At 62.0% G+C, this 18,487-nt stretch carries 18 protein-coding genes; 8 read left to right on the top strand and 10 right to left on the bottom strand.

Annotated features, from left to right (window positions below; genetic code table 11):
* Nucleotides 1-121: 121 nt before the first annotated feature.
* The gene (locus V1277_RS09540) at nucleotides 122-1,726 is read right to left on the bottom strand and encodes a DUF1254 domain-containing protein (protein WP_334420322.1); all 1,605 of its coding nucleotides are present in this window, start codon (nucleotides 1,724-1,726) and stop codon (nucleotides 122-124) included.
* 502 nt (nucleotides 1,727-2,228) lie between these two features.
* Here V1277_RS09540 and V1277_RS09535 point away from each other — a divergent pair.
* Both V1277_RS09535 and V1277_RS09530 read left to right on the top strand, forming a co-directional pair.
* On the top strand, nucleotides 2,229-3,338 hold the full coding sequence (locus V1277_RS09535) for an HlyD family secretion protein (RefSeq protein ID WP_334415965.1): 1,110 nt from the start codon (nucleotides 2,229-2,231) through the stop codon (nucleotides 3,336-3,338).
* 198 nt (nucleotides 3,339-3,536) lie between these two features.
* The gene (locus tag V1277_RS09530) at nucleotides 3,537-3,875 is read left to right on the top strand and encodes a hypothetical protein (protein WP_334415964.1); all 339 of its coding nucleotides are present in this window, start codon (nucleotides 3,537-3,539) and stop codon (nucleotides 3,873-3,875) included.
* Nucleotides 3,876-3,887: 12 nt separating this feature from the next.
* On the opposite strand, the gene V1277_RS09525 is transcribed toward V1277_RS09530, so the two are convergent.
* The 3 genes from V1277_RS09525 to carA form a co-directional block, all read right to left on the bottom strand.
* Nucleotides 3,888-4,412 carry a hypothetical protein gene (locus V1277_RS09525; RefSeq protein ID WP_334415963.1) on the bottom strand — a complete coding sequence of 175 codons (525 nt, stop codon included), beginning with the start codon at nucleotides 4,410-4,412 and terminating at the stop codon, nucleotides 3,888-3,890.
* A gap of 148 nt (nucleotides 4,413-4,560) precedes the next feature.
* On the bottom strand, nucleotides 4,561-5,061 hold the full coding sequence (locus V1277_RS09520) for a PaaI family thioesterase (RefSeq protein ID WP_334415962.1): 501 nt from the start codon (nucleotides 5,059-5,061) through the stop codon (nucleotides 4,561-4,563).
* 243 nt (nucleotides 5,062-5,304) lie between these two features.
* Nucleotides 5,305-6,495 (bottom strand): glutamine-hydrolyzing carbamoyl-phosphate synthase small subunit, encoded by a 1,191-nt coding sequence (carA, locus tag V1277_RS09515; protein WP_334415961.1) that lies wholly within the window; start codon nucleotides 6,493-6,495, stop codon nucleotides 5,305-5,307.
* A 272-nt stretch (nucleotides 6,496-6,767) separates the two neighbouring features.
* Between carA and V1277_RS09510 the strand changes: the two genes are divergently transcribed.
* The 3 genes from V1277_RS09510 (at nucleotide 6,768) to V1277_RS09500 (ending at nucleotide 10,632) form a co-directional block, all read left to right on the top strand.
* Nucleotides 6,768-7,223 (top strand): GatB/YqeY domain-containing protein, encoded by a 456-nt coding sequence (locus tag V1277_RS09510; protein ID WP_065743197.1) that lies wholly within the window; start codon nucleotides 6,768-6,770, stop codon nucleotides 7,221-7,223.
* Nucleotides 7,224-7,314: 91 nt separating this feature from the next.
* Nucleotides 7,315-8,841, top strand: a complete 1,527-nt coding sequence (locus tag V1277_RS09505; protein ID WP_334415960.1) for an FAD-dependent oxidoreductase — start codon at nucleotides 7,315-7,317, stop codon at nucleotides 8,839-8,841.
* Between the two features lie 180 nt (nucleotides 8,842-9,021).
* Nucleotides 9,022-10,632, top strand: coding sequence for an acyl-CoA synthetase (locus V1277_RS09500; RefSeq protein WP_334420320.1), 1,611 nt, complete (start codon nucleotides 9,022-9,024; stop codon nucleotides 10,630-10,632).
* Nucleotides 10,633-10,818: 186 nt separating this feature from the next.
* Here V1277_RS09500 and V1277_RS09495 read toward each other — a convergent pair whose 3' ends face one another.
* The 5 genes from V1277_RS09495 to V1277_RS09475 form a co-directional block, all read right to left on the bottom strand.
* The gene (locus tag V1277_RS09495) at nucleotides 10,819-13,047 is read right to left on the bottom strand and encodes an ATP-binding protein (RefSeq protein ID WP_334415959.1); all 2,229 of its coding nucleotides are present in this window, start codon (nucleotides 13,045-13,047) and stop codon (nucleotides 10,819-10,821) included.
* A 104-nt stretch (nucleotides 13,048-13,151) separates the two neighbouring features.
* Nucleotides 13,152-13,433, bottom strand: a complete 282-nt coding sequence (locus tag V1277_RS09490; RefSeq protein WP_334415958.1) for a hypothetical protein — start codon at nucleotides 13,431-13,433, stop codon at nucleotides 13,152-13,154.
* A 3-nt stretch (nucleotides 13,434-13,436) separates the two neighbouring features.
* The gene (locus V1277_RS09485) at nucleotides 13,437-13,949 is read right to left on the bottom strand and encodes an SRPBCC family protein (protein WP_334415957.1); all 513 of its coding nucleotides are present in this window, start codon (nucleotides 13,947-13,949) and stop codon (nucleotides 13,437-13,439) included.
* Complete coding sequence (locus V1277_RS09480; protein ID WP_334415956.1) at nucleotides 13,946-14,413, bottom strand: SRPBCC family protein; 468 nt, start codon at nucleotides 14,411-14,413, stop codon at nucleotides 13,946-13,948. Before V1277_RS09480 ends, V1277_RS09485 begins: the two co-directional genes overlap by 4 nt.
* Nucleotides 14,406-14,720 carry an ArsR/SmtB family transcription factor gene (locus V1277_RS09475; protein ID WP_334420319.1) on the bottom strand — a complete coding sequence of 105 codons (315 nt, stop codon included), beginning with the start codon at nucleotides 14,718-14,720 and terminating at the stop codon, nucleotides 14,406-14,408. Before V1277_RS09475 ends, V1277_RS09480 begins: the two co-directional genes overlap by 8 nt.
* 230 nt (nucleotides 14,721-14,950) lie before the next feature.
* Here V1277_RS09475 and V1277_RS09470 point away from each other — a divergent pair, with 230 nt between their 5' ends.
* The 3 genes from V1277_RS09470 to V1277_RS09460 all read left to right on the top strand — a co-directional run bounded on the left by V1277_RS09470 (nucleotide 14,951) and on the right by V1277_RS09460 (nucleotide 17,594).
* A complete protein-coding gene (locus V1277_RS09470) occupies nucleotides 14,951-16,285 on the top strand; it encodes an LVIVD repeat-containing protein (protein WP_442894462.1) in 1,335 nt (444 codons plus the stop codon).
* A gap of 10 nt (nucleotides 16,286-16,295) precedes the next feature.
* The gene (locus tag V1277_RS09465; RefSeq protein ID WP_334415954.1) at nucleotides 16,296-16,862 is read left to right on the top strand and encodes a hypothetical protein; all 567 of its coding nucleotides are present in this window, start codon (nucleotides 16,296-16,298) and stop codon (nucleotides 16,860-16,862) included.
* Nucleotides 16,863-16,976: 114 nt separating this feature from the next.
* Nucleotides 16,977-17,594: a LysE family translocator gene (locus V1277_RS09460; protein WP_334415953.1), complete on the top strand. Its 618-nt coding sequence runs from the start codon at nucleotides 16,977-16,979 to the stop codon at nucleotides 17,592-17,594.
* 26 nt (nucleotides 17,595-17,620) lie between these two features.
* Here the strand turns inward: V1277_RS09460 and V1277_RS09455 are convergent, their stop codons facing one another.
* Nucleotides 17,621-18,454 (bottom strand): N-formylglutamate amidohydrolase, encoded by an 834-nt coding sequence (locus tag V1277_RS09455; protein ID WP_442894461.1) that lies wholly within the window; start codon nucleotides 18,452-18,454, stop codon nucleotides 17,621-17,623.
* Nucleotides 18,455-18,487: the final 33 nt, after the last annotated feature.

Below are 18,487 nucleotides of genomic sequence, written 5' to 3'. Positions count from 1 at the left end.
CTTTCGAAAGCGGTGCGAGGCAGAGAGACAATGTCAGTGTCACAATTCCTCCAAACATGTCGCATCCTCCCACTCAGCGATTTAATTCAGTTTTTACTTGCGGTCGTGGATTGGAGACGACTCACCGGACCAACTCGATCTCACTCAGCCGCCACTCCTTCGTGAAGAACGGCTCCAGCGGGCTGTAGAGGCGCAGGATCGTGAACCAGCCCTTGCTGGGCATGGTCTGAATCCAGTTGCCGCGCGGCACTCCTTGCGGCTGCGTCGGGCCGAAATAGACGGTCGTTGAGCCGTCGGCACTGGCTTCGGCGGCTGGCGATGGATAGGTCTGGCTGCCGGCGCGCGGATAGCGCTGCGGCGTGTCGAGCATCGATCGCGTCTGGTTGTCGTAAAGCGTGAACGACCAGAACGCCCGCGCGGGGATGCCCTTGGGTAGCGTTACCTTATAGGTTTTGCCGCCGTCAAAGGGGTTGTTGGCGGAATCGACAAAGCCCATGAGATATTGCGAGCCGACGTCGGGAATGCGCATGATCATGCCCGGTGAATCGAGCGTGTAGCCGTAATAGAACGCCGTCCTCGAATCCAGAGTCCGTGCGCCGGTCGGCGCGAGCGGCTTGAACATGCCCTCCCTGGTGAACTCCGGCGGCGGTGTCTCGAAGTTGGCCCCACCTTCCCACAGCATGCTTCCCCACATCGAGTTGGGATAGTACGCCCATTCCGGATGGGACACGGCGTAGCGCCAGTTCAGCAGGCGACCGGCCGCGTTGCCCACGGCGGCAGCATCGGTGAGTATTTTCTTCATCCGCGCATCAGGTTTGAACGGCTTGCCCTTCACGATACCGATGGCGGCCATTTGCCCGGCGAGTTCTACGTCGTAACTGGCGGCCGGCTCCTGCTGGACGTTCTCATTGATCATTTCGAAGAAGCCGTAATCGCCGGGCGGAATCGTGTTGAACGCCTTGCCGCTGGCCTCGATGAACTTGGTCTCAGGAGTAGACGGGTTCTTGGCGAGCCGTACCTTGCCTTCCAGAGCTGTCGCGATGCTCGTGCCTACGCCGCCCGGGGTGTAAGGATAGATCTTGAGGTGCTTCTTGATCAGCTCAGCAGTTGGCTTGGGATCATTGTTGACCAGGAACGATCGCGCTGCGTACAGCACGCGATTGGTCTTCGAGCGCGCGACGTAGAAGCCGCCTTCGGGTAGCGGGCCGTCGTAACCGGGCGGCACGAGCAGATACTTGCCGCCTTCGCCGCGATCGGGCCCAGGGAAACCGATATCGATGATCCATGAGAACCACATGTCGTTGATGGTGCCCAGTCCCTTCGGCGGTTGCTCCACCACCATCGGGCCCTTCGACAGATTCACTACCGCCATGTAGTAGATGGTGTCGGCGTTGGCGGTGAGAAACAGCGACTTTGCGTCCATCAAATCGGAGAAGATGATCGGGGTGTTGTCCTCGGCGCCGATACTCTGGAAGCCCTTTCCCAGGGCATACGCCGATGCGCCGCGGAAGCTGTTGTTGTACACGTTCAGGGCGCGTGTGAAGTCCAGCGTGTCGCGGACCTTCTCTGCGGTTTCGATGGTGGGCGCGCCGTCCTTGAACTCGAGCGTGCCGATCCGCGTGTCGACCTTGTCCGGCGTCACGAGCGAAGGAGGGGTTGCGGCGGCAGTCTGGGCGGCGGCCAGCTGAGGCAGCGCCAGTGTTGCGCAGACGACGGCTGCTGTCATCAGTTCGACAAGCTGTTTCACGGCGGCATTCCTTTCAAGCACTGATACGTTCAATCACGGGTCGAAGGCGAACCAGTCGATTGAGCACGGGAAAGCGCGTGCTTCCCCGTGTCTTCATTCGTTTCAATAGCAGGGCGGGTACGGATAATAGCCGCAGGCCGGACGGGCGTAGTAAGGCGCTGCATAAGCTGCTGCGCCGAGCGCGCCGGCATACATCGAAAATCTGATTCATTTTTGTGCGCATGACATCGACCCCCCATTAATTACGCGAAGAAGTTCGATCGGCGTCGTAGCGCTCTCGCTCCAAGCGAGAGGTCGGCAATGGAGAAATACAATTCCGGCTGCAGTTTACGCTGTGTGGCGTCTGCAGAATCAAAAACGGGCGCTGGAATTAAAGGTCTTAAGCTTGCCGTCTCTTGCAGTCTAAGGTTGACTTTAGAAGAGTGATGCTTCGGCTACCTCCACGGGAAATATTAGCACAACCGGCAAAGGGGCGCCAGCCATGGTTATCATTTTGTGCCTCTACATCCTTGCGATGTGGCTCGTGTTCTCGAAATTCAAGCTCGTGCGGTGGGGCTGGGTGTCGGGGACGATTTCGCTTGTGGTAGGCGGATTTATTCTCGCGACATTTTTGGCGCTTTTTAATTATCTCACGCCCTCGGGGCGCGTGACGGTGACTGGCCGCGTCGTGGAAGTGACGCCGAATGTGACAGGCCAGATTGTGGCGATCCCGGTCAAGCCGAACGTGCCGGTGAAGGCCAACGACGTGCTGTTTCAGATCGACCCGGCGCCCTTTCAGTACAAGGTCACGCAGTTGCAGGCCTCGCTCGCTGGCGCCAAGCAGCAGACCGAGATTCTGAAATCGAATTACGAGCAGGCGACCGCGAATGTTGCGGGGCTCACTGCACAGGTCGCCTACAACAAGAAGCGTCTTGCCGACATCCAGGCACTGGCAGCGGATGAAGTCAGCACGCAATTTCAGCAACAGGATAAGCAAGTCCAGTATGAAACGGTGTCGGCGCAGCTTGACGCCGCCAAGGCGGCGCAGCAGAGCGCCAGGCTCGCGCTCGACTCCGAGATCGGCGGCGTCAACACCACGGTTGCGCAACTTCAGGCGCAGCTCGACAACGCCAACTGGGAATTGTCGCAGACGGCCATCCGTGCGCCCGCCGACGGCTATGTCACCGTGGTCGCCCTGACCGTCGGCGACCGCGCATTTCAGTTGCGATCGGCAATGTCCTTCATTGTCGAGAAGGAGATCACGCTGGTCGGCATGTTCTCGCAGAACGGCTTCCAGACCATCAAGGAAGGCACCGCGGTCGACATCGTGTTCGATAACGTGCCGGGCCGGATCTATCACGCCAAAATCATCGGCATTCCAAAGGGCATCGGACAGGGACAGATCGCCGCGTCGGGCACGCTCGCTCGCACCAATGCGCTCGGAGGCGCGACGGCGTTTCCGGCGGAGATCTCGATTCCCGAGGGGATAAATCGTGATACGCTGCGCTTGGGCATGTCCGGCAACGCTACAGCCTTTGCCAACAACGCCGGGGTGATCGGGCTGCTGGCGTCAATTCTGGTGTGGGTGAGCTCCTACATGGCATATCTCTAGCGAACGCCGGCGCCAAAGTGCTGGCGATCCGCAAAAAGCCGCGCGCACAAATGGTCGCCTGCAAGATTCCGATAATCAATTTAAGCGAGCGTGTGGGAGGCGCCAATATGATCGGTGGTGGCCAACGACCCCAAGCAGAACGATGCGGGTACAGCTTGGTCGTGTGCCGCGGCTCCTCAGGTTTGGAAAAATTAAGCGATGCAGAAAATTATCGAATTCCGTGACGTGGCATCGTCTGGCCATCGGGCCAGCCCCTCCGGCCAGCCGGCCGGACACACGCCGGGCTCACAATCGGCAGTGCCGTCGATCGAGCCGATCTATGCGGTGGTCGATTCATTGTCTCGCACGCTGGAATGCATCAAGGCGATGTGCGCGACCGTTCCGAACGGGCCGATCCGCGACAAGCTGGAGATCGAACGAACAAACCTTGTCATCGGACTTTTCGTCGCGCGGATTGCGGCGATGCGGGTTTCGTCAATCGAGTCTGCGCCGGAGGCTGTGGCCGAGCCGAGTTTCCCGCTCGCCAGGCGCGGATGACGGCGGCGCACCTCATCGCTTCCAGAGCCGCACCAGCGGCCCGTCTTCGCCCAGCACCGGATCGGTCTTCGGCAGCTTCACTTCCGGGATCGTCTTTAGCGCCTTGGCGTGGTTCTCCGGCGTCGGGCGCGTGATCTGCATCGGCGGTCCCGGCGGATAGGCGCCGACCACGCAGAAATCGGGGCTGGCGAATACGCATTGATGCCCGGTGCCGGCGGGAAGGATCGCGACATCGCCGGGCGTGATTTCGAGCTCCTTGCCGCTGATACCACCGAAGCGGACGCGGGCCCGGCCGCGGGCGACGCCGAGCGCTTCATGCACCGTGGCATGGTAGTGCACATAGTCGTAGACGCCGTTGCGCCACGTCGCGCCCCAGCCATTGCCGCCGAACAGCGCCTCGATGGTCTTTTCCGGGTGATCGTTGGCGACATAGACCGCGCCCTTGTAAACCAGCAGCGGCAGGGGATTGTTGGGCACGAGGCCGTCATCCTCGAACACGAAGGTGAGCGGCTCGATATCGGCGCTGACGACGGACATGGCTTGCTCCTCCGACAATCGCAGATTCGTAGGGTGGGCAAAGGAGTGCTAGCGACGTGCCCACCTCCGCTTGCCGCGTGCAAACTGGTGGGCACGCTTCGCTTTGCCCACCCTACGATTTCTACAATTCAAAACCGCCCTCCGCGCTTCACGTTCCCTTCGGAATCTCGAAAACCAGACACGTCGTCGTCGCATGCGCGAGCAGGCGGCCGTTGGCGTCGGTGATCCGCGCCTCGGCGGTGGCGGCGCGGCGGCCGACATTGAGCGTCTTGCCCTCGGTGCGGACAGGGCCGGTATCCTTTGTCATGCCCCTGATGAAAGAGATCTTGAATTCCAGCGTGGTGTAACCGGTGCCGGCGGGAAGGGCGGAATGCACCGCAAGGCCCATCGCGGAATCCAAGAGGATCGCGGCATAGCCGCCATGCACCGAGCCGATCGGATTGTAATGCCGAAAGCCGGGCACGCTGTAGAACACCACATGTCCCTTCTCGGCGGTGGAATCGAACGGCTCGACGTTCTGCATGATGGGCGGCGCCGGCAACTTGCCTTCGAAGATGGCGCGCACGAAGTCGAGGCCGGACATCGAGGCCATGACGTGCGTCGGTGCCACGCCATATTCGACGGTGGAGGCGGCGGGCTTAACGTGCATCTAATTGTGCCTGCAAGTTTGAGTACAATGATGGTCATCATAAGAAATCGGATTGATGCAGGCAACTCACGTGTCACGGACGCGGCGCAGCGTGCTCCCGGCGATGCGAAGCATCGTCCGGTACGCTGCTCCGCAGAGCCGGGACCCATTAGCTGGGCTGGGATGGAAGGTGGGCCCCGGATCGGCAGCGCACCGCGCCGCAAGAGCGGCGCGTTGCGCAGCATCCGGGGCACGAGAGCGCCCTTACACCTGCTTCTTCTCTCGCATCAGATCCGCAAACCGCTTGAACAGGTAGTGCGAGTCACGCGGCCCCGGCGAGGCTTCCGGGTGATACTGCACGGAGAACACCGGCTTGCCCTTGAGCTCGATGCCGCAATTGGAGCCGTCGAACAGCGAGATGTGGGTCTGCATCGCGCCCTCGGGCAGGGTCGCCTGGTCGACGGCAAAACCGTGGTTCATCGAGGTGATCTCCACCTTGCCGGTGGTCTCGTCCTTGACCGGATGATTGGCGCCGTGATGGCCCTGATGCATCTTTTTGGTCTTGGCGCCGACGGCCAGGCCCAGCATCTGATGACCCAGGCAAATACCGAAAGTCGGCGTGCCGGACTGGATCACCTGCTGAATCACCGGCACCGCATATTTGCCGGTCGCGGCCGGGTCGCCCGGGCCATTGGAAAGAAACACGCCGTCCGGCTTCATCGCCAGAATGTCTTCGGCGGAAGTCGTCGCCGGCACCACCGTGACCCTGCAGCCTTCACCGGCCAAGAGCCGCAAAATGTTGCGCTTGATGCCGTAGTCGATCGCCACCACGTTGAACTCAGGCTCGCTCTGCCGGCCAAAGCCGTTCTGCCAGGCCCACGGCGTCTCGTCCCAGGTAAAGCGCTGGCCCGACGTCACCATCGGCACCAGATCCATGCCTTCCAGGCCGGGCCATTCGCGCGCCTCTTCCTTCAGGCCGTGCAGGTCGAACACGCCGTTTTTGGCATGCGCAATCACCGCGTTCGGCATGCCCTTGGAGCGGATCAGCGCAGTCAACGCCCTTGTATCGATGCCCGACAGCCCGATGATACCGCGGGCGCGCAGCCATTGGTCGAGATGGCGGGTGGCGCGATAGTTCGAGGGATCGGTGATGGCCGTGCGCAGGATAACGCCGCGCGCGCCCGGCGTCGCCGCCATGTTCACCGTCTCGATATCCTCGTCGTTCGTGCCGACATTGCCGATATGCGGGAAGGTGAAGGTGATGAGCTGCCCGGCATAGGAGGGATCGGTGAGGATCTCCTCATAACCGGTCATCGCGGTGTTGAAGCAGACTTCGCCGACGGCGTGGCCTTCCGCGCCGAGGCCAAATCCCTCCAGCACGGTACCATCGGCAAGCACGAGGAGCGCGGTCGGTTTATGGTCCGGCCAGGCTGAAGCATTTTCAGATGTTGTCATGAGCGCACTTCATAGTCGCAAGCACCCCCGCGCGTCAAAGCCGGAAGGCCAAGAAAAGCCGAAGAAAACCGGCTATTCACATGCGTTTGCCGCATATTTGACCGCTGGTTCTATGGACTTGAGCCAGGTTTTCCGGTTTTTCACCAAATCCGGTCGAATCTGGAACCGGCAGGGCAATTCGACTGCCGATCCCGGTCGTTCCCGTCCTATATAGGTGGAATCGTTACATAACCCGGCATCTTTCCGGCGGCACCTTTTTCAGTGAGGCACCCATGCTGCGCGACGACATCAACAACGCGGTCAAGGACGCCATGAGGGCGAAGGACGAGCGCAAGCTCTCCACGCTGCGCATGGTCAATTCGACCATCAAGAACGCCGACATCGACGCGCGCGGGCAGGGCAAGCCGCCGCTGTCGGATGCCGACGTGCTCGGCGTGCTGCAGAAGATGATCAAGCAGCGCCAGGAATCGGTCGAGCTCTACGACAAGGGCGGCCGCGCCGAGCTTGCCGCGCAGGAGCGCGAGGAGATCGCGGTGATCTCCGCCTATCTGCCGAAGCAGATGTCGGACGACGAGGTGAAGGCCGCGATCTCGGCCGCCATCGCCGAGACCGGCGCCGCCGGCATGAAGGACATGGGCAAGGTGATCGGCGTGCTGCGTGCGAAATTCGCCGGGCAGATGGATTTCGGCAAGGCCAGCGGCTTGGTGAAGGCGGCGCTATCAGGATAAATTTTTTACGCTCGGGAACCTTCGCGCTGATGAAACATCCTTTGAGTCAAACTCGGAGCGATGACGTAGCGCAACGCGAGCGGAGGAAGGCATGGCTGACCAGCAAGCTCTGCCCGCCGGTCCCGATCTGTCGAAGGGCATAGCCCCGTCCGAATTCGCGGGCCAGATGTTGCTCGGCCATGTCGGCGACGATGAAGTGCTGCTGGTGCGTTCGGGCTCGGAGCTCTTCGCGATCGGCGCCCATTGCACCCATTATCACGGGCCGCTCGCCGAAGGTCTCGTGACAGGAAATGGCATCCGCTGCCCCTGGCATCGTGCCTGTTTCGATTTGCGCACCGGCGAAGCTATCCGGGCGCCGGCGCTCAGTCCGGTCGCGGTCTGGAAGGTCGAGCAGCAAGACGGTCGCATCTTTGTTCGGGAGAAGCGTGAACAGCCCAAGCCGCAGGTGAAGGGCACCGTCGATGCGCCCAGCCAAATCGTGATCGTCGGTGGTGGCGCGGCGGGCTTTGCCGCAGCCGAGATGCTGCGGCGGCAGGATTATCGCGGCAGCATCGTGATGCTGAGCCATGAGGCGGCGGCACCGGTAGATCGGCCGAACCTGTCAAAAGACTATCTCGCCGGCAGCGCGCCGGAGGACTGGGTGCCGTTGCGGCCGGATGATTTCTATGCCGAGGCGAAGATCGACCTGCGGCTCAACACCGAGGTCACGTCAATCGATCCCAACGCGCGCCATGTCGTCACATCAGGCGGCGAGACCATCCCCTATGATCGCTTGCTGCTGGCGACCGGCGCGGAGCCGGTGCGCCTGCCGATACCGGGCGCAGATCAGCCACACGTCCACGTGCTGCGCTCGCTGGCCGATTCCCGCGCCATCATTGCATTGGCCAGCGGCGCGCGGCGCGCCGTCGTGATCGGCGCCAGCTTCATCGGGCTCGAGGTTGCGGCGTCGCTGCGCGCCAGAAATATCGAGGTTCATGTCGTAGGCCTCGAGCAGCGGCCGATGGAGCGCGTGCTGGGGCCAGAGCTGGGCGACTTCGTTCGTGCCCTGCATGAAGAGCACGGCGTCATCTTCCATCTCGGCGACACCGTAACCGGGATCGACGGCAAACGCGCGACGCTGAAAAGCGGCGGCGCGATCGACGCCGATATCGTGGTGGTCGGCGTCGGCGTGCGTCCGCGCCTTGAATTGGCCGAGCAGGCCGGGCTGGCGATCGATCGCGGCGTCACGGTCAATGCCTATCTGGAAACCAGCGTCCCCGGCATCTATGCCGCTGGCGATATTGCGCGCTGGCCCGATCCGCATTCCCTCGAGACCATTCGTGTCGAACATTGGGTAGTGGCCGAGCGTCAGGGCCATACCGCCGCGCGCAACATGCTCGGGCAGCGCGAGCCGTTCCATGCGGTGCCGTTTTTCTGGAGCCAGCACTACGATGTGCCGATCAATTATGTCGGTTACGCCGAGAGGTGGGACGAAATCACCGTCGACGGCGACATCCCCGGCAAGGATTGCCTGCTGCAGTACAAGCGCAACGGCCGCGTGCTCGCCGTCGCCTCGATCTATCGGGACGTCGCAAGCCTCGAGGCAGAGCTTGCGATGGAGAAGGCGCGGGCGCCTTAAGTTCGGGTTAGAAAAAGTCCTTCCCCGTCATGCCCGGCCTTGTGCCGGGCATCCACGTCCTTAAACTTGCAACAAAGAAGCAAGAACGTGGATGGCCGGGAGCGCAGACAAGTGTACGTCGTCTGCGCAGAAACAGACTACTATGCCCGGCCATGACGAAGAACGGAAATGACCAGGGCCATGCTCACTGAAGCCTCCACCTACGACGAGCTCTACCGCAACTTCCGCTGGGCCATTCCCGCTCGCTTCAACATGGCGACCGCGTGCTGCGATCGCCATGCCGATGGCTCAGGCCGGTTGGCGCTGATCTATGTCGACGACGGCGGCGCCACGACGCGCACATCCTTCGACGAGGTCGCGGAGCAGTCGCGCCGTTTTGCCAACGTCCTGAAAGCCGATGGCCTGTCGCGCGGCGACCGTGTGGCGGTGTTCCTGTCGCAGTCTCTTGAACTGCCGATCGCGCATTTCGCCGCGTTTCGCTCGGGCATGATCTCGATCCCGCTGTTCGCGCTGTTCGGCGAGGACGCGCTGGAGTTCCGCCTGTCGAATTCCGAGGCGAAAGCCCTCGTCACCGACGAGGCCGGTTGGGAGAAATTAGCGAAAATACGCGATCGTCTTCCTGACCTAAAGAACGTTTACGTTATCGGCGACCGCGCGCCTGCCGGCACAAAGCCGTTCTGGTCCTCGCTCAAGGCCGCGTCGCCGGAGTTCGCCACCGTCGACACCGCAGCCGATGATCCCGCCTTGATCATCTACACCTCCGGCACCACAGGCAATCCGAAGGGCGCGCTGCACGCCCATCGTGTGGTGCTCGGCCATCTGCCGAATGTCGAGATGTGCCACAACTTCCTGCCGCGGCCGAGCGACCTGATGTGGACACCGGCCGACTGGGCCTGGATCGGCGGGCTGATCAACGGCCTGCTGGCGTTCTGGTATCACGGCATTCCGCTGGTCGGCCATCGCGCGCGCAAATTCGAGCCCCAGGCTGCGATGGCGATGATGGCCGACTTAAGCATCCGCAACACGTTTCTTCCGCCGACTGCGCTGAAGCTGATGCGGCAGGCCGGCGTGAAAAATTCCGGCGTAAAACTGCGCAGCATTTTTACCGGCGGTGAATCACTCGGCGGCGAATTGCTCGGCTGGGTGCGCGAAACCTTCGGCATCGACGCGCATGAAGTGTTCGGCCAGACCGAATGCAACCTCGTGATCGGCAGCAATTCGAACCTGTTTCCGATCCGCCCCGGCTCGATGGGCAAGGCGACACCCGGATTCGACGTCCGCATCGTCAATGATCACGGCGAGGAGTTGCCCAGGGGTGAACGCGGCATCATCGGCGTGCGCCAGCCCTGCCCATGCACGATGATCGAGTACTGGAAGAATCCGGAAGCGACCGCGAAAAAATACGCCGGCGAATTTTTGCTGACCGGCGATCTCGGCGTGCAGGACGAGGACGGCTATTTCTGGTACGTCAGCCGCGAGGACGACGTGATTACCACCGCCGGCTATCGCGTCGGCCCGTCGGAGATCGAACATACGCTGATGAAGCATCCGGCGGTGGCGATGTCGGCGGTGGTCGGCATTCCCGATCCGATCCGCACCGAATCCATCAAGGCCTGGATCGTGCTGCGCCCGGGCTTTGCCGCGAGCGATGAACTGGCGCGCGAGATCCAGGAATTCGTGAAAGTGCAGCTCGCCGCCCACGAATACCCGCGCTTCGTGCAGTTCGCCGACACGCTGCCGATGACCGCAACGGGCAAGGTGCTGCGGCGCGAGTTGCGGGCGCTGGGGTAGTTTCGTCGTCCCTGCGAACGCAGGGACCCATAACCACCGGCGGAAATTGTTTTGTACGCCGGTCGTTATCTGTCTTTTCCAGCAACAAAGGCCGCGGAGTATGGGTCCCTGCGCCGAGTGCGCGATTGCGCACGGAGGCAGGGACGACGGTGAGAATAACGGCGCCGACGGGCCGGCCGGTCCCGCTCAACGCGCCTTCAGGACCGAACGCAGCATCGATGCCAGATCGTGTCGACGGTAGGGCTTGTTCAGGATCCGCACGTCCCGGCCGGCCCCATCGATCGCCTCGACGGGATGTTCGCTATGGCCGGAAGTCAGGAGGATCTTCAACTGAGGCCGCAGGCGGGCGGCTTCCTTTGCAAGCTTAGTTCCGAACATGCCGCCGGGCATCACGACATCCGTGAACAGAAGATGGATGCTCTCCGGGCCGCGCAATATGTCGAGCGCCGCGGGCGCGTTGCGTGTGACGATGACGCGATAGCCGAGCGCTTTCAATTCGCCTTCAACATAGCGGCGCACCATGTCGTCGTCCTCGACGACGAGAACGGTCTCGCTGCCGGTGGGCGCGGCCGGCTGACCGGCGGATGGCGCGGCGGTCGTCTGAATTGTCCCAACGCGGGGGAAGAACAGCTTGACCGTGGTGCCGTGCCCCGGTTTGGAGCGTATCTGCATCGACCCGCCGGATTGCTGCGCGAATCCGTAGACCATGCTCAGGCCGAGACCCGTGCCTTTGCCCACCTCCTTGGTGGTAAAGAACGGCTCGAAGGCGCGGCTGGCGACCTCGGCCGTCATGCCGGTGCCGTTATCCGCCACGGCGATCATGACATAATCGCCGGGACGCGCCTCGCCGTTGACGTCCACGTCGGATTCACCGAGTGACGTATTTTGCACCTCGACCGTCAGCTTGCCGCCGAGCGGCATGGCGTCGCGCGCATTCAGCACCAGGTTGAGCAGTGCCGACGCCAGTTGGCCGGGGTCGACACTGGTCTGCCACAGGTCTTGATCAAGCCGGAATTCACATTCGATATGCTCTCCGAGCGTCCGGCGCAGCAACTGCTCCATGCCGACGATCTTCTGGCCGATGTCGATGTGCTTCGGCATCAAGGGCTGCTTGCGCGCGAACGCGAGCAGGCTGCGCGTCAGGTCCGAGCCGCGTTCGGCGGCGGTCGCGATGCTCTCGGCGATCTTTTGCAGTTCCTTGTGTGTCGCAAGCTTCTCGGCAAGGTGCTCCGCATTGCCGAGGATGACGGTCAACAGGTTGTTGAAATCATGCGCCACGCCGCCGGTGAGCTGACCCATCGCCTCCATTTTCTGGGATTGGGTGAGTTTCTGGTTGAGCTCGTCGATGGCGGCGCGCTGATGCTGGAGCGATTCAGCGGTGCCGTTGAGCAATGTCATCAGCCCGCCGAGTTCGCCGCGCGGATGGGGTGGAGCAATCCGCGCGCTCAGATCGCCAACTCCGAGCTTCGTCGCCATCGCAGCCAGGCGCCCGACCTGACGGCCGATGCTCATCGTCGCCAGAACCCATACGCCTGCGAGCAACAGCAGCGAGGCCACCGCAAGTATCGCCAGGTCCTCGTAGAGGCGGCTATTGGCTGCGGCCACCAAACCGTCCTTGGCCCGCCCGACCATAAGGTAAAGTCCGGCATCGCGCACCAAGGGGGAACGCGCGGCGGTCCAGACATGGGTTCGGCCGTCCCGCCCGGTTACTTCGCGAAACGACTCATGATTCGGCGCGGTCGCAAACCGGAACATCTCCGAAGTTGCGATCGATGTGCCGGGCGCTTCGGTCCAGTCCTTGCCCTCGGGTGCGACGAGGATCGTGCCTTTCCTGTCGACGAGTAGAATCTGACTGTCGTTCGACAGCCGCTTGTCGTGGTCTTCGGCAAATTTCTTCAGATTGAACGAGGCGAGCAGGATAAATTTCAGCTCTGCCGTTTCCGAGCGAACGGGATAGGCGATCTGCAACACGGAGGTCCCGGTCAACCGGCCGAACACAGGCTGGAGTGTGACGGTGCCGTGTGCAACCAGCGCCTGCTTGAAATATTCGCGATCCCTGAGATCGAGCGTCCGGTCGGTTCGCAACGAGTCGCAGAACAGGCTGCCGTCCGGATTGATGGTCAAGATACCGGTATACCGCGGATACTCTTCGCGCACGGCCGACAGGAAGGCGGAGCAAGCCGCCTTGTCGCGCGTATCGAGATCGCGGGCGCGGGCGAGACCATAGTGAAGCTGGGCCGTGCCCTGAATTTTCTCGTCGAGGTCGCTTGAGATGTCGTTGGCGGTTGCCGACAGGCTGGCATGTGCGGCGTTGATTTCGCTTGCGCGATTCTGGACGAAGCGCAGTCCCACAAGGATGGCCGGCACCAGCATCGCGGCGATAACCAGTATCAATAGACGTGTGCGCAGGCTCATCGGTGCGTCGTTCCGCGCTCAGATCCGCAAGTCGAGCTTGTTCACCAGCATGGTCGAGTTCTTGTAGGTGTAGGGATCTTCGATCGCATCATACATGCGGTCGGTCAGCCCTTGCGATGGCTGCGAATGATTGCCTGGCGATATTCTTCCGCCGTGAAGCCTTTGGTTCGCGCATCGCTGGCGCGCTTTTTCATTGCCGGCGTGAGCTCGATACCCTCGACTTTGCTGATCTTGGCAAAGCGATCGCTTCCGAGCACGAACCGCCCAGACTTCGAACCTTTTGTCGCAACGTTCTTCTGTTTCGCCATAGCTGCAGGGTACCACGAGTCGTCGCCAATAGCAGCGTGCGCCAGAATCCGCACGCTAATATTGGGGAGGAGGGCCACCGCCTAGGGTGTCCCGATCCCCAGTTCCTTCAGCGCGGCCAGCATCCGCTCCGGCGGCTGCATCTGGATCGTCAGCGCGTTGCCGGTCTCCAGCAGGCTCTTCAGGCTCGACAGGATCGCGGGCCAGCCTGTACGTCCGCCGGACAGGATGTCGTCGCTGATCTCCCGGTCATGCGATTGCAGCATCGTCAGTTTGACTACATCGCCGGCCTGCTCGATCTCGTAGGTGACCAGCGTCGGCCCGAGCTTTTCGAGCAGCGCCGGCCAGTTGACGTTGAAGGTGACGGTGAGCTTCCTCAGCGGTTCGCACTCGATCACCTCGCCCGAGATATGCAGGGCGCCGTCCGGCGTGCGCATGATGAAGGCACCGCCGACCCTGAGATCGACCTCGACCGCCTGGCCGGAGAAATACTGCCTGGAAAACTCCGCTTGCGTCAGCGCCTCCCACACTTTCTCCGGCGTCGAGGCGATGTAGATCGTGTAGGCAATGGCGGGCTTGAAGTCTTTGATGTTCATGACACACCTTCGATGCCGAGAGCGGAAACCGGAATTTCGAGCGCAGTGCCGGATTCCAGCAGGCTCTTGAGGCTGGACATAATGGCCGGCCATCCCTTGGAGATGCCTTCCAACAGCTTGCTGCCCTCTGCAAAACCTTCATGCGTGAGCGTGAGCTTCACGAATCTGCCGTGCTGCTCGATAGTGAAGACCACCTTCGTAGCCTTCTCGTTGCGGTATGCCTCGTTGGTCACGTGCTTGAAAGTGTAGGAGAGCCGCCGCGGCCGATCGGCCTCGAGAATCTCCCCGGTATCGGTCGTGGTGCCGTTCATGACCAGCGCCAGCGGCGAACCAACCTTCCAGTCGGACTTCAGCTCGGTGCCGAACCAGTAGCGTTTAGAGAACGCGCTGGACGTCAGTGCCTCCCACAATTTCTCCGGCGTGGTCTCGATATAGATGACGTAGACGAATTCCGGCTTACTCATCACGCTTCTCCAACCGTCGTTTCAACTCAGAGAGCGCGGTGAGTTTCCCGCGCTCGAATTTCTTGATCCAGCGTTCGCCGATCTGATGGATCGGAACCGGATTGAGGTAGTGCAGCTTCTCGCGGCCATGCTTGTGCGTCGTGACGAGGTTGGCCGCCTCGAGAATCCCAAGGTGCTTGGTCACGGCCTGCCGCGTCATCGCAAGCCCGTCACAGAGTTCGTTGAGCGTCTGTCCGCTTTTGGCGTGAAGCCTGTCCAACAAAGAGCGCCGTGACGCGTCGGCGAGCGCCTTGAAGACCTCATCCATGCCAAAATAATAGGCAACCAAATGGTTGCATGTCAAGGGTGTGTTTGGGTGCAACTTCAAGATTGTGTTATCGTCATCGTCAGCCAACGCAGATTGGTTTTGAACAGTCGGGGTGGAACATGAGTGGTCGCCTCAAACTCGCAGCCTCTTTCGGGATCTGTTTCCTTGCATCGTCAGGCATCGCTTTCGCGCAGCAACAAGTGATTGGGGCGCCGCCTGAAGCGCTCAACATGAAGCTGGTTGGAACCAGCGACCTGCAGGCGCGCAGCGCCTACCAGCCCACCATCCACCATCAGGGCGATCGCTGGATCGCCTATATCGGCCATCACGGCGGCAGCGACGAGATTCCCGCGCCGGTCAATCCGCAGACCGGTAAGACTGAGCCGAACGGCACGTCGATCGTCGACGTCACCGATCCCTCACAGCCGAAATATCTGCGCCACCTTCCGGGTCAGGAGGGCAAACAAGAAGGTGGCGGCGCGCAGATGGTGCGAATTTGCGACGGCAAAGCTCTGCCGAAGGGCGATCGCAACGCGGTTTATATGCTGCGCACCTTTGGCGGCGAGGCGCATGAGATCTGGAACGTTGCCGATCCCACTAGTCCCGTATTGATGACGCGGATTGCGGGATTGAAGGACACGCACAAGAGCTGGTGGGAATGCGACACCGGCATTGCCTTCCTGGTCTCGGGCGCGCCGGACTGGCGAACGCGCCGCATGACGCAAGTCTATGATCTCTCCGATCCCGCGCATCCGCAAAAGATCCGCGATTTCGGCCTTCCCGGCCAGGAGCCGGGCTCGACCGGTGCGGTGCCGACCGAATTGCACGGGCCGATCTCGACGGGACCTTCCGGCAACCGGGTCTATTTCGGCTACGGCACCAACAAGGGCGGGATTTTGCAGATCGTCGATCGCGAAAAACTGCTTAACGGGCCCAAAGAGCCAACCCCGGACAATCTGCGCGCGCCGGAAATTGCGCGGCTGACCATGTCGCCATTCAACGGTGCCCACACGACGTTTCCGATGCCGGGCATGCCGATTGCGGAATTCGCGCGCGACAAGGACGGCAAAACCCGCGACATCGTGATGATCGTCGATGAGGCGATTTTGAACGAATGCAACGAGCCGCGGCAGATGGTGTGGTTCGCTGACGTCACTGTCGAGAAGGCGCCGATGATGATTTCGAACTACACCGTGCCGGAGGCGAGCGGAACGTTCTGCGAGCGGGGCGGGCGGTTCGGCGCGCATTCTTCCAACGAGAGCATGGCACAGGTCTTCTACAAGAAGATGGTCTTTATCTCCTTCTTCAATGCCGGCGTCCGCGCGCTCGACATTCGCGATCCCTATCATCCCAGGGAAGTCGGCTATTTCATCCCGTCGATCACGGCGGCGACCGATAAGCGCTGCGTCAAGATCGACGGCAAGGATCGCTGCAAGGTCGCGATCCAGACCAACAATGTCGAAACCGACGAACGCGGCTACATCTACATCGTCGATCGCGCCAATACCGGCCTGCACATTCTGGAACTGACCGGCCCGGCGCGCGCCGTCGCCGGCCTGCCGTGAGGAGGCGGTGATGCGTCGATGGCCGTTCATCGTTGTTGCGGCCGTGGCGCTCGGTGCGTTGTCGGGCGCCGCGGCCTACCAGCACATCGTGCCGCGCCAAGGCGAGCAGAAAGGCGAACAGAAAGGCTTGTGGCAGGAGATCGCCTGGTCATTCCCGCGCGACGGCTGGCCCGCGGGACGCGCCTTTCGTTGCCGCGGCGCGTCGTGTGGCGATGGCATCGAGGTATACGTTCGGCCGAAAATCGGTTTCTGCAACTGCGACCGCGGCGTCGCGGACGACGACGAAGTCGATCGTGTCGCCGATCTCGACCTGCTCAGCGAGCGCTTTACGCCGATCCAGGCGGGCGATGTCATCAGTGTCGCCGATATGCCGGGACGTAGCCGCGCCTATGATCTCAAAATGACCGGCGGCACGCGGCATGCGGCCGTCGGCATCGCAGTGTCGCGCCGTTGCGACCTGCTGGTCGCAGTCGCGCATGGCAAGGGCGACGCGATGAGGGTGCGACGGGTGGCGCTGCAGTTGCTTGGCGAAGATGAAATGACGCGGTGGATGATGGCCGCGATGGAGGGACGGTAGCGCCGCTCGTTCTTGTCCCCGCGAAGAACGGGGAGAGGGAGCAGAAGCGCGGCTTCCATCTCTCGCCCCCGTCATGCATAATGACGTAACCGCTCTCCCACCGAGTTCATCCCGATGTCCCTTCAGGTCTATCTCGCCTTCGTCGCCGCCTGCATTGCGCTCGCGCTGTTGCCGGGTCCCGTCGTCACGCTGCTGATCGCGAACGGCCTGCGGCACGGCACCCGCGCGGCGCTGATCAATTGCGCCGGTGCGCAGACCGGCCTCGCCATCGTGATCGGCATCGTTGCGGTCGGGCTGACATCGCTGATGGCGACGATGGGCTACTGGTTCGACTGGGTGCGCTTTGCCGGCGCCGCCTATCTGATATGGCTTGGCATCAAGCTGATCTGGCAGCCTGCGGAAGGCGTCAGTGCCGACGAGCCGCCACCGCCGCCGCGCGGCGGATTTTTCCTGCAGGGCCTGCTGGTGCTGCTCTCCAATCCGAAGGTGCTGGTGTTCTTCGGCGCGTTCATTCCGCAGTTCATGGATATGGAGAAGGACCACTTCCCGCAGGTGGCGCTGCTCGGCGTCACCTTCATGGTGATCGCGGCATCGACCGACGCGGTCTACGCGCTGCTGGCCGGCCGCGCGCGAATGTTCTTCTCCAAGCAGCGGACGCGGCTGGTGTCGCGCGTCTCCGGTGGCTTCATGATCGGCGGCGGCATCTGGTTGGCACTGACGCGGGCGCGGTGAGCGCATCGCCGGGCTAATCAGTGCAATCAAACCAATGTCTGCGCCCGCAGCGTCACTTCGATCTCGCCAAGTATCCGCGCCAGCCGCTCCGCCCAGGCTTTCTCGCCGGCGGGATCCGAAATCAAATCCTGACGGATTTCGATCCCTGTATTCATCAGCCCGCGCGCCTCGCCATGCACGGGGATCGTGTAGTCGGTCTCGTCGCTGACCGCATAAGGCTCGTTGTCGCCGACCACCAGATCGCCCTCGGCGCGCAATGCTTGCAGCAAGCGCGTCGGCAGATGCTTGTCGCGGTGGTAGAGCGTGCCGATATGCCAGGGCCGTGCAATCCCGGCATAGACCGGCGTGAAACTGTGCAGCGACACCAGCACCGTCGGCATGGCAGCGTTTCCGCGCTGGTCGATGATCTCGTCGATGCGCCGGTGGTAGGGATCGAAGATCTGCGCCCGCCGTATCGCGGCGGCCTCGCGCGAAATGCCTTCATTGCCGGGAATCGTGGTCGCCTCGCTGATGCGCGGGATCGAGCTTGCGACGTGCGGCGGGCGGTTGCAGTCGATGACGAGCCGTGAGTAGCGTTGCACGATCAGATGGGCATCGAGATGTTTTGAGAGCGCTTCCGCGACGCCGGCAATTCCGATGTCCCAGGCGATATGGCGTGTCAGTTCGCTCTCGGGCAGGCCGAGGTCGCCGAGCACGCGTGGAATGAGCCTTCCATAGTGATCGCACGTAAGCAGAAACGGCGAGCGGCTAGCGGTATTGTATTCGTGGACTGGAGGAACATCCTCGGCGCTGAGGAGCAAAGCGGGGCCGGCGGCGTCGTTCAACGTATCTTCCTTGAGCGTTGCTGGTCGAGGAGACATAACCGAATCGATAATGGCTTAACGATGCCGCTC

This window comes from Bradyrhizobium sp. AZCC 1588 (genome assembly GCF_036924735.1).
Taxonomy (GTDB): Bacteria; Pseudomonadota; Alphaproteobacteria; order Rhizobiales; family Xanthobacteraceae; genus Bradyrhizobium.
Note: the sequence above shows the minus strand (reverse complement) of the source record. Positions and strands in the feature narration are given on the sequence as shown.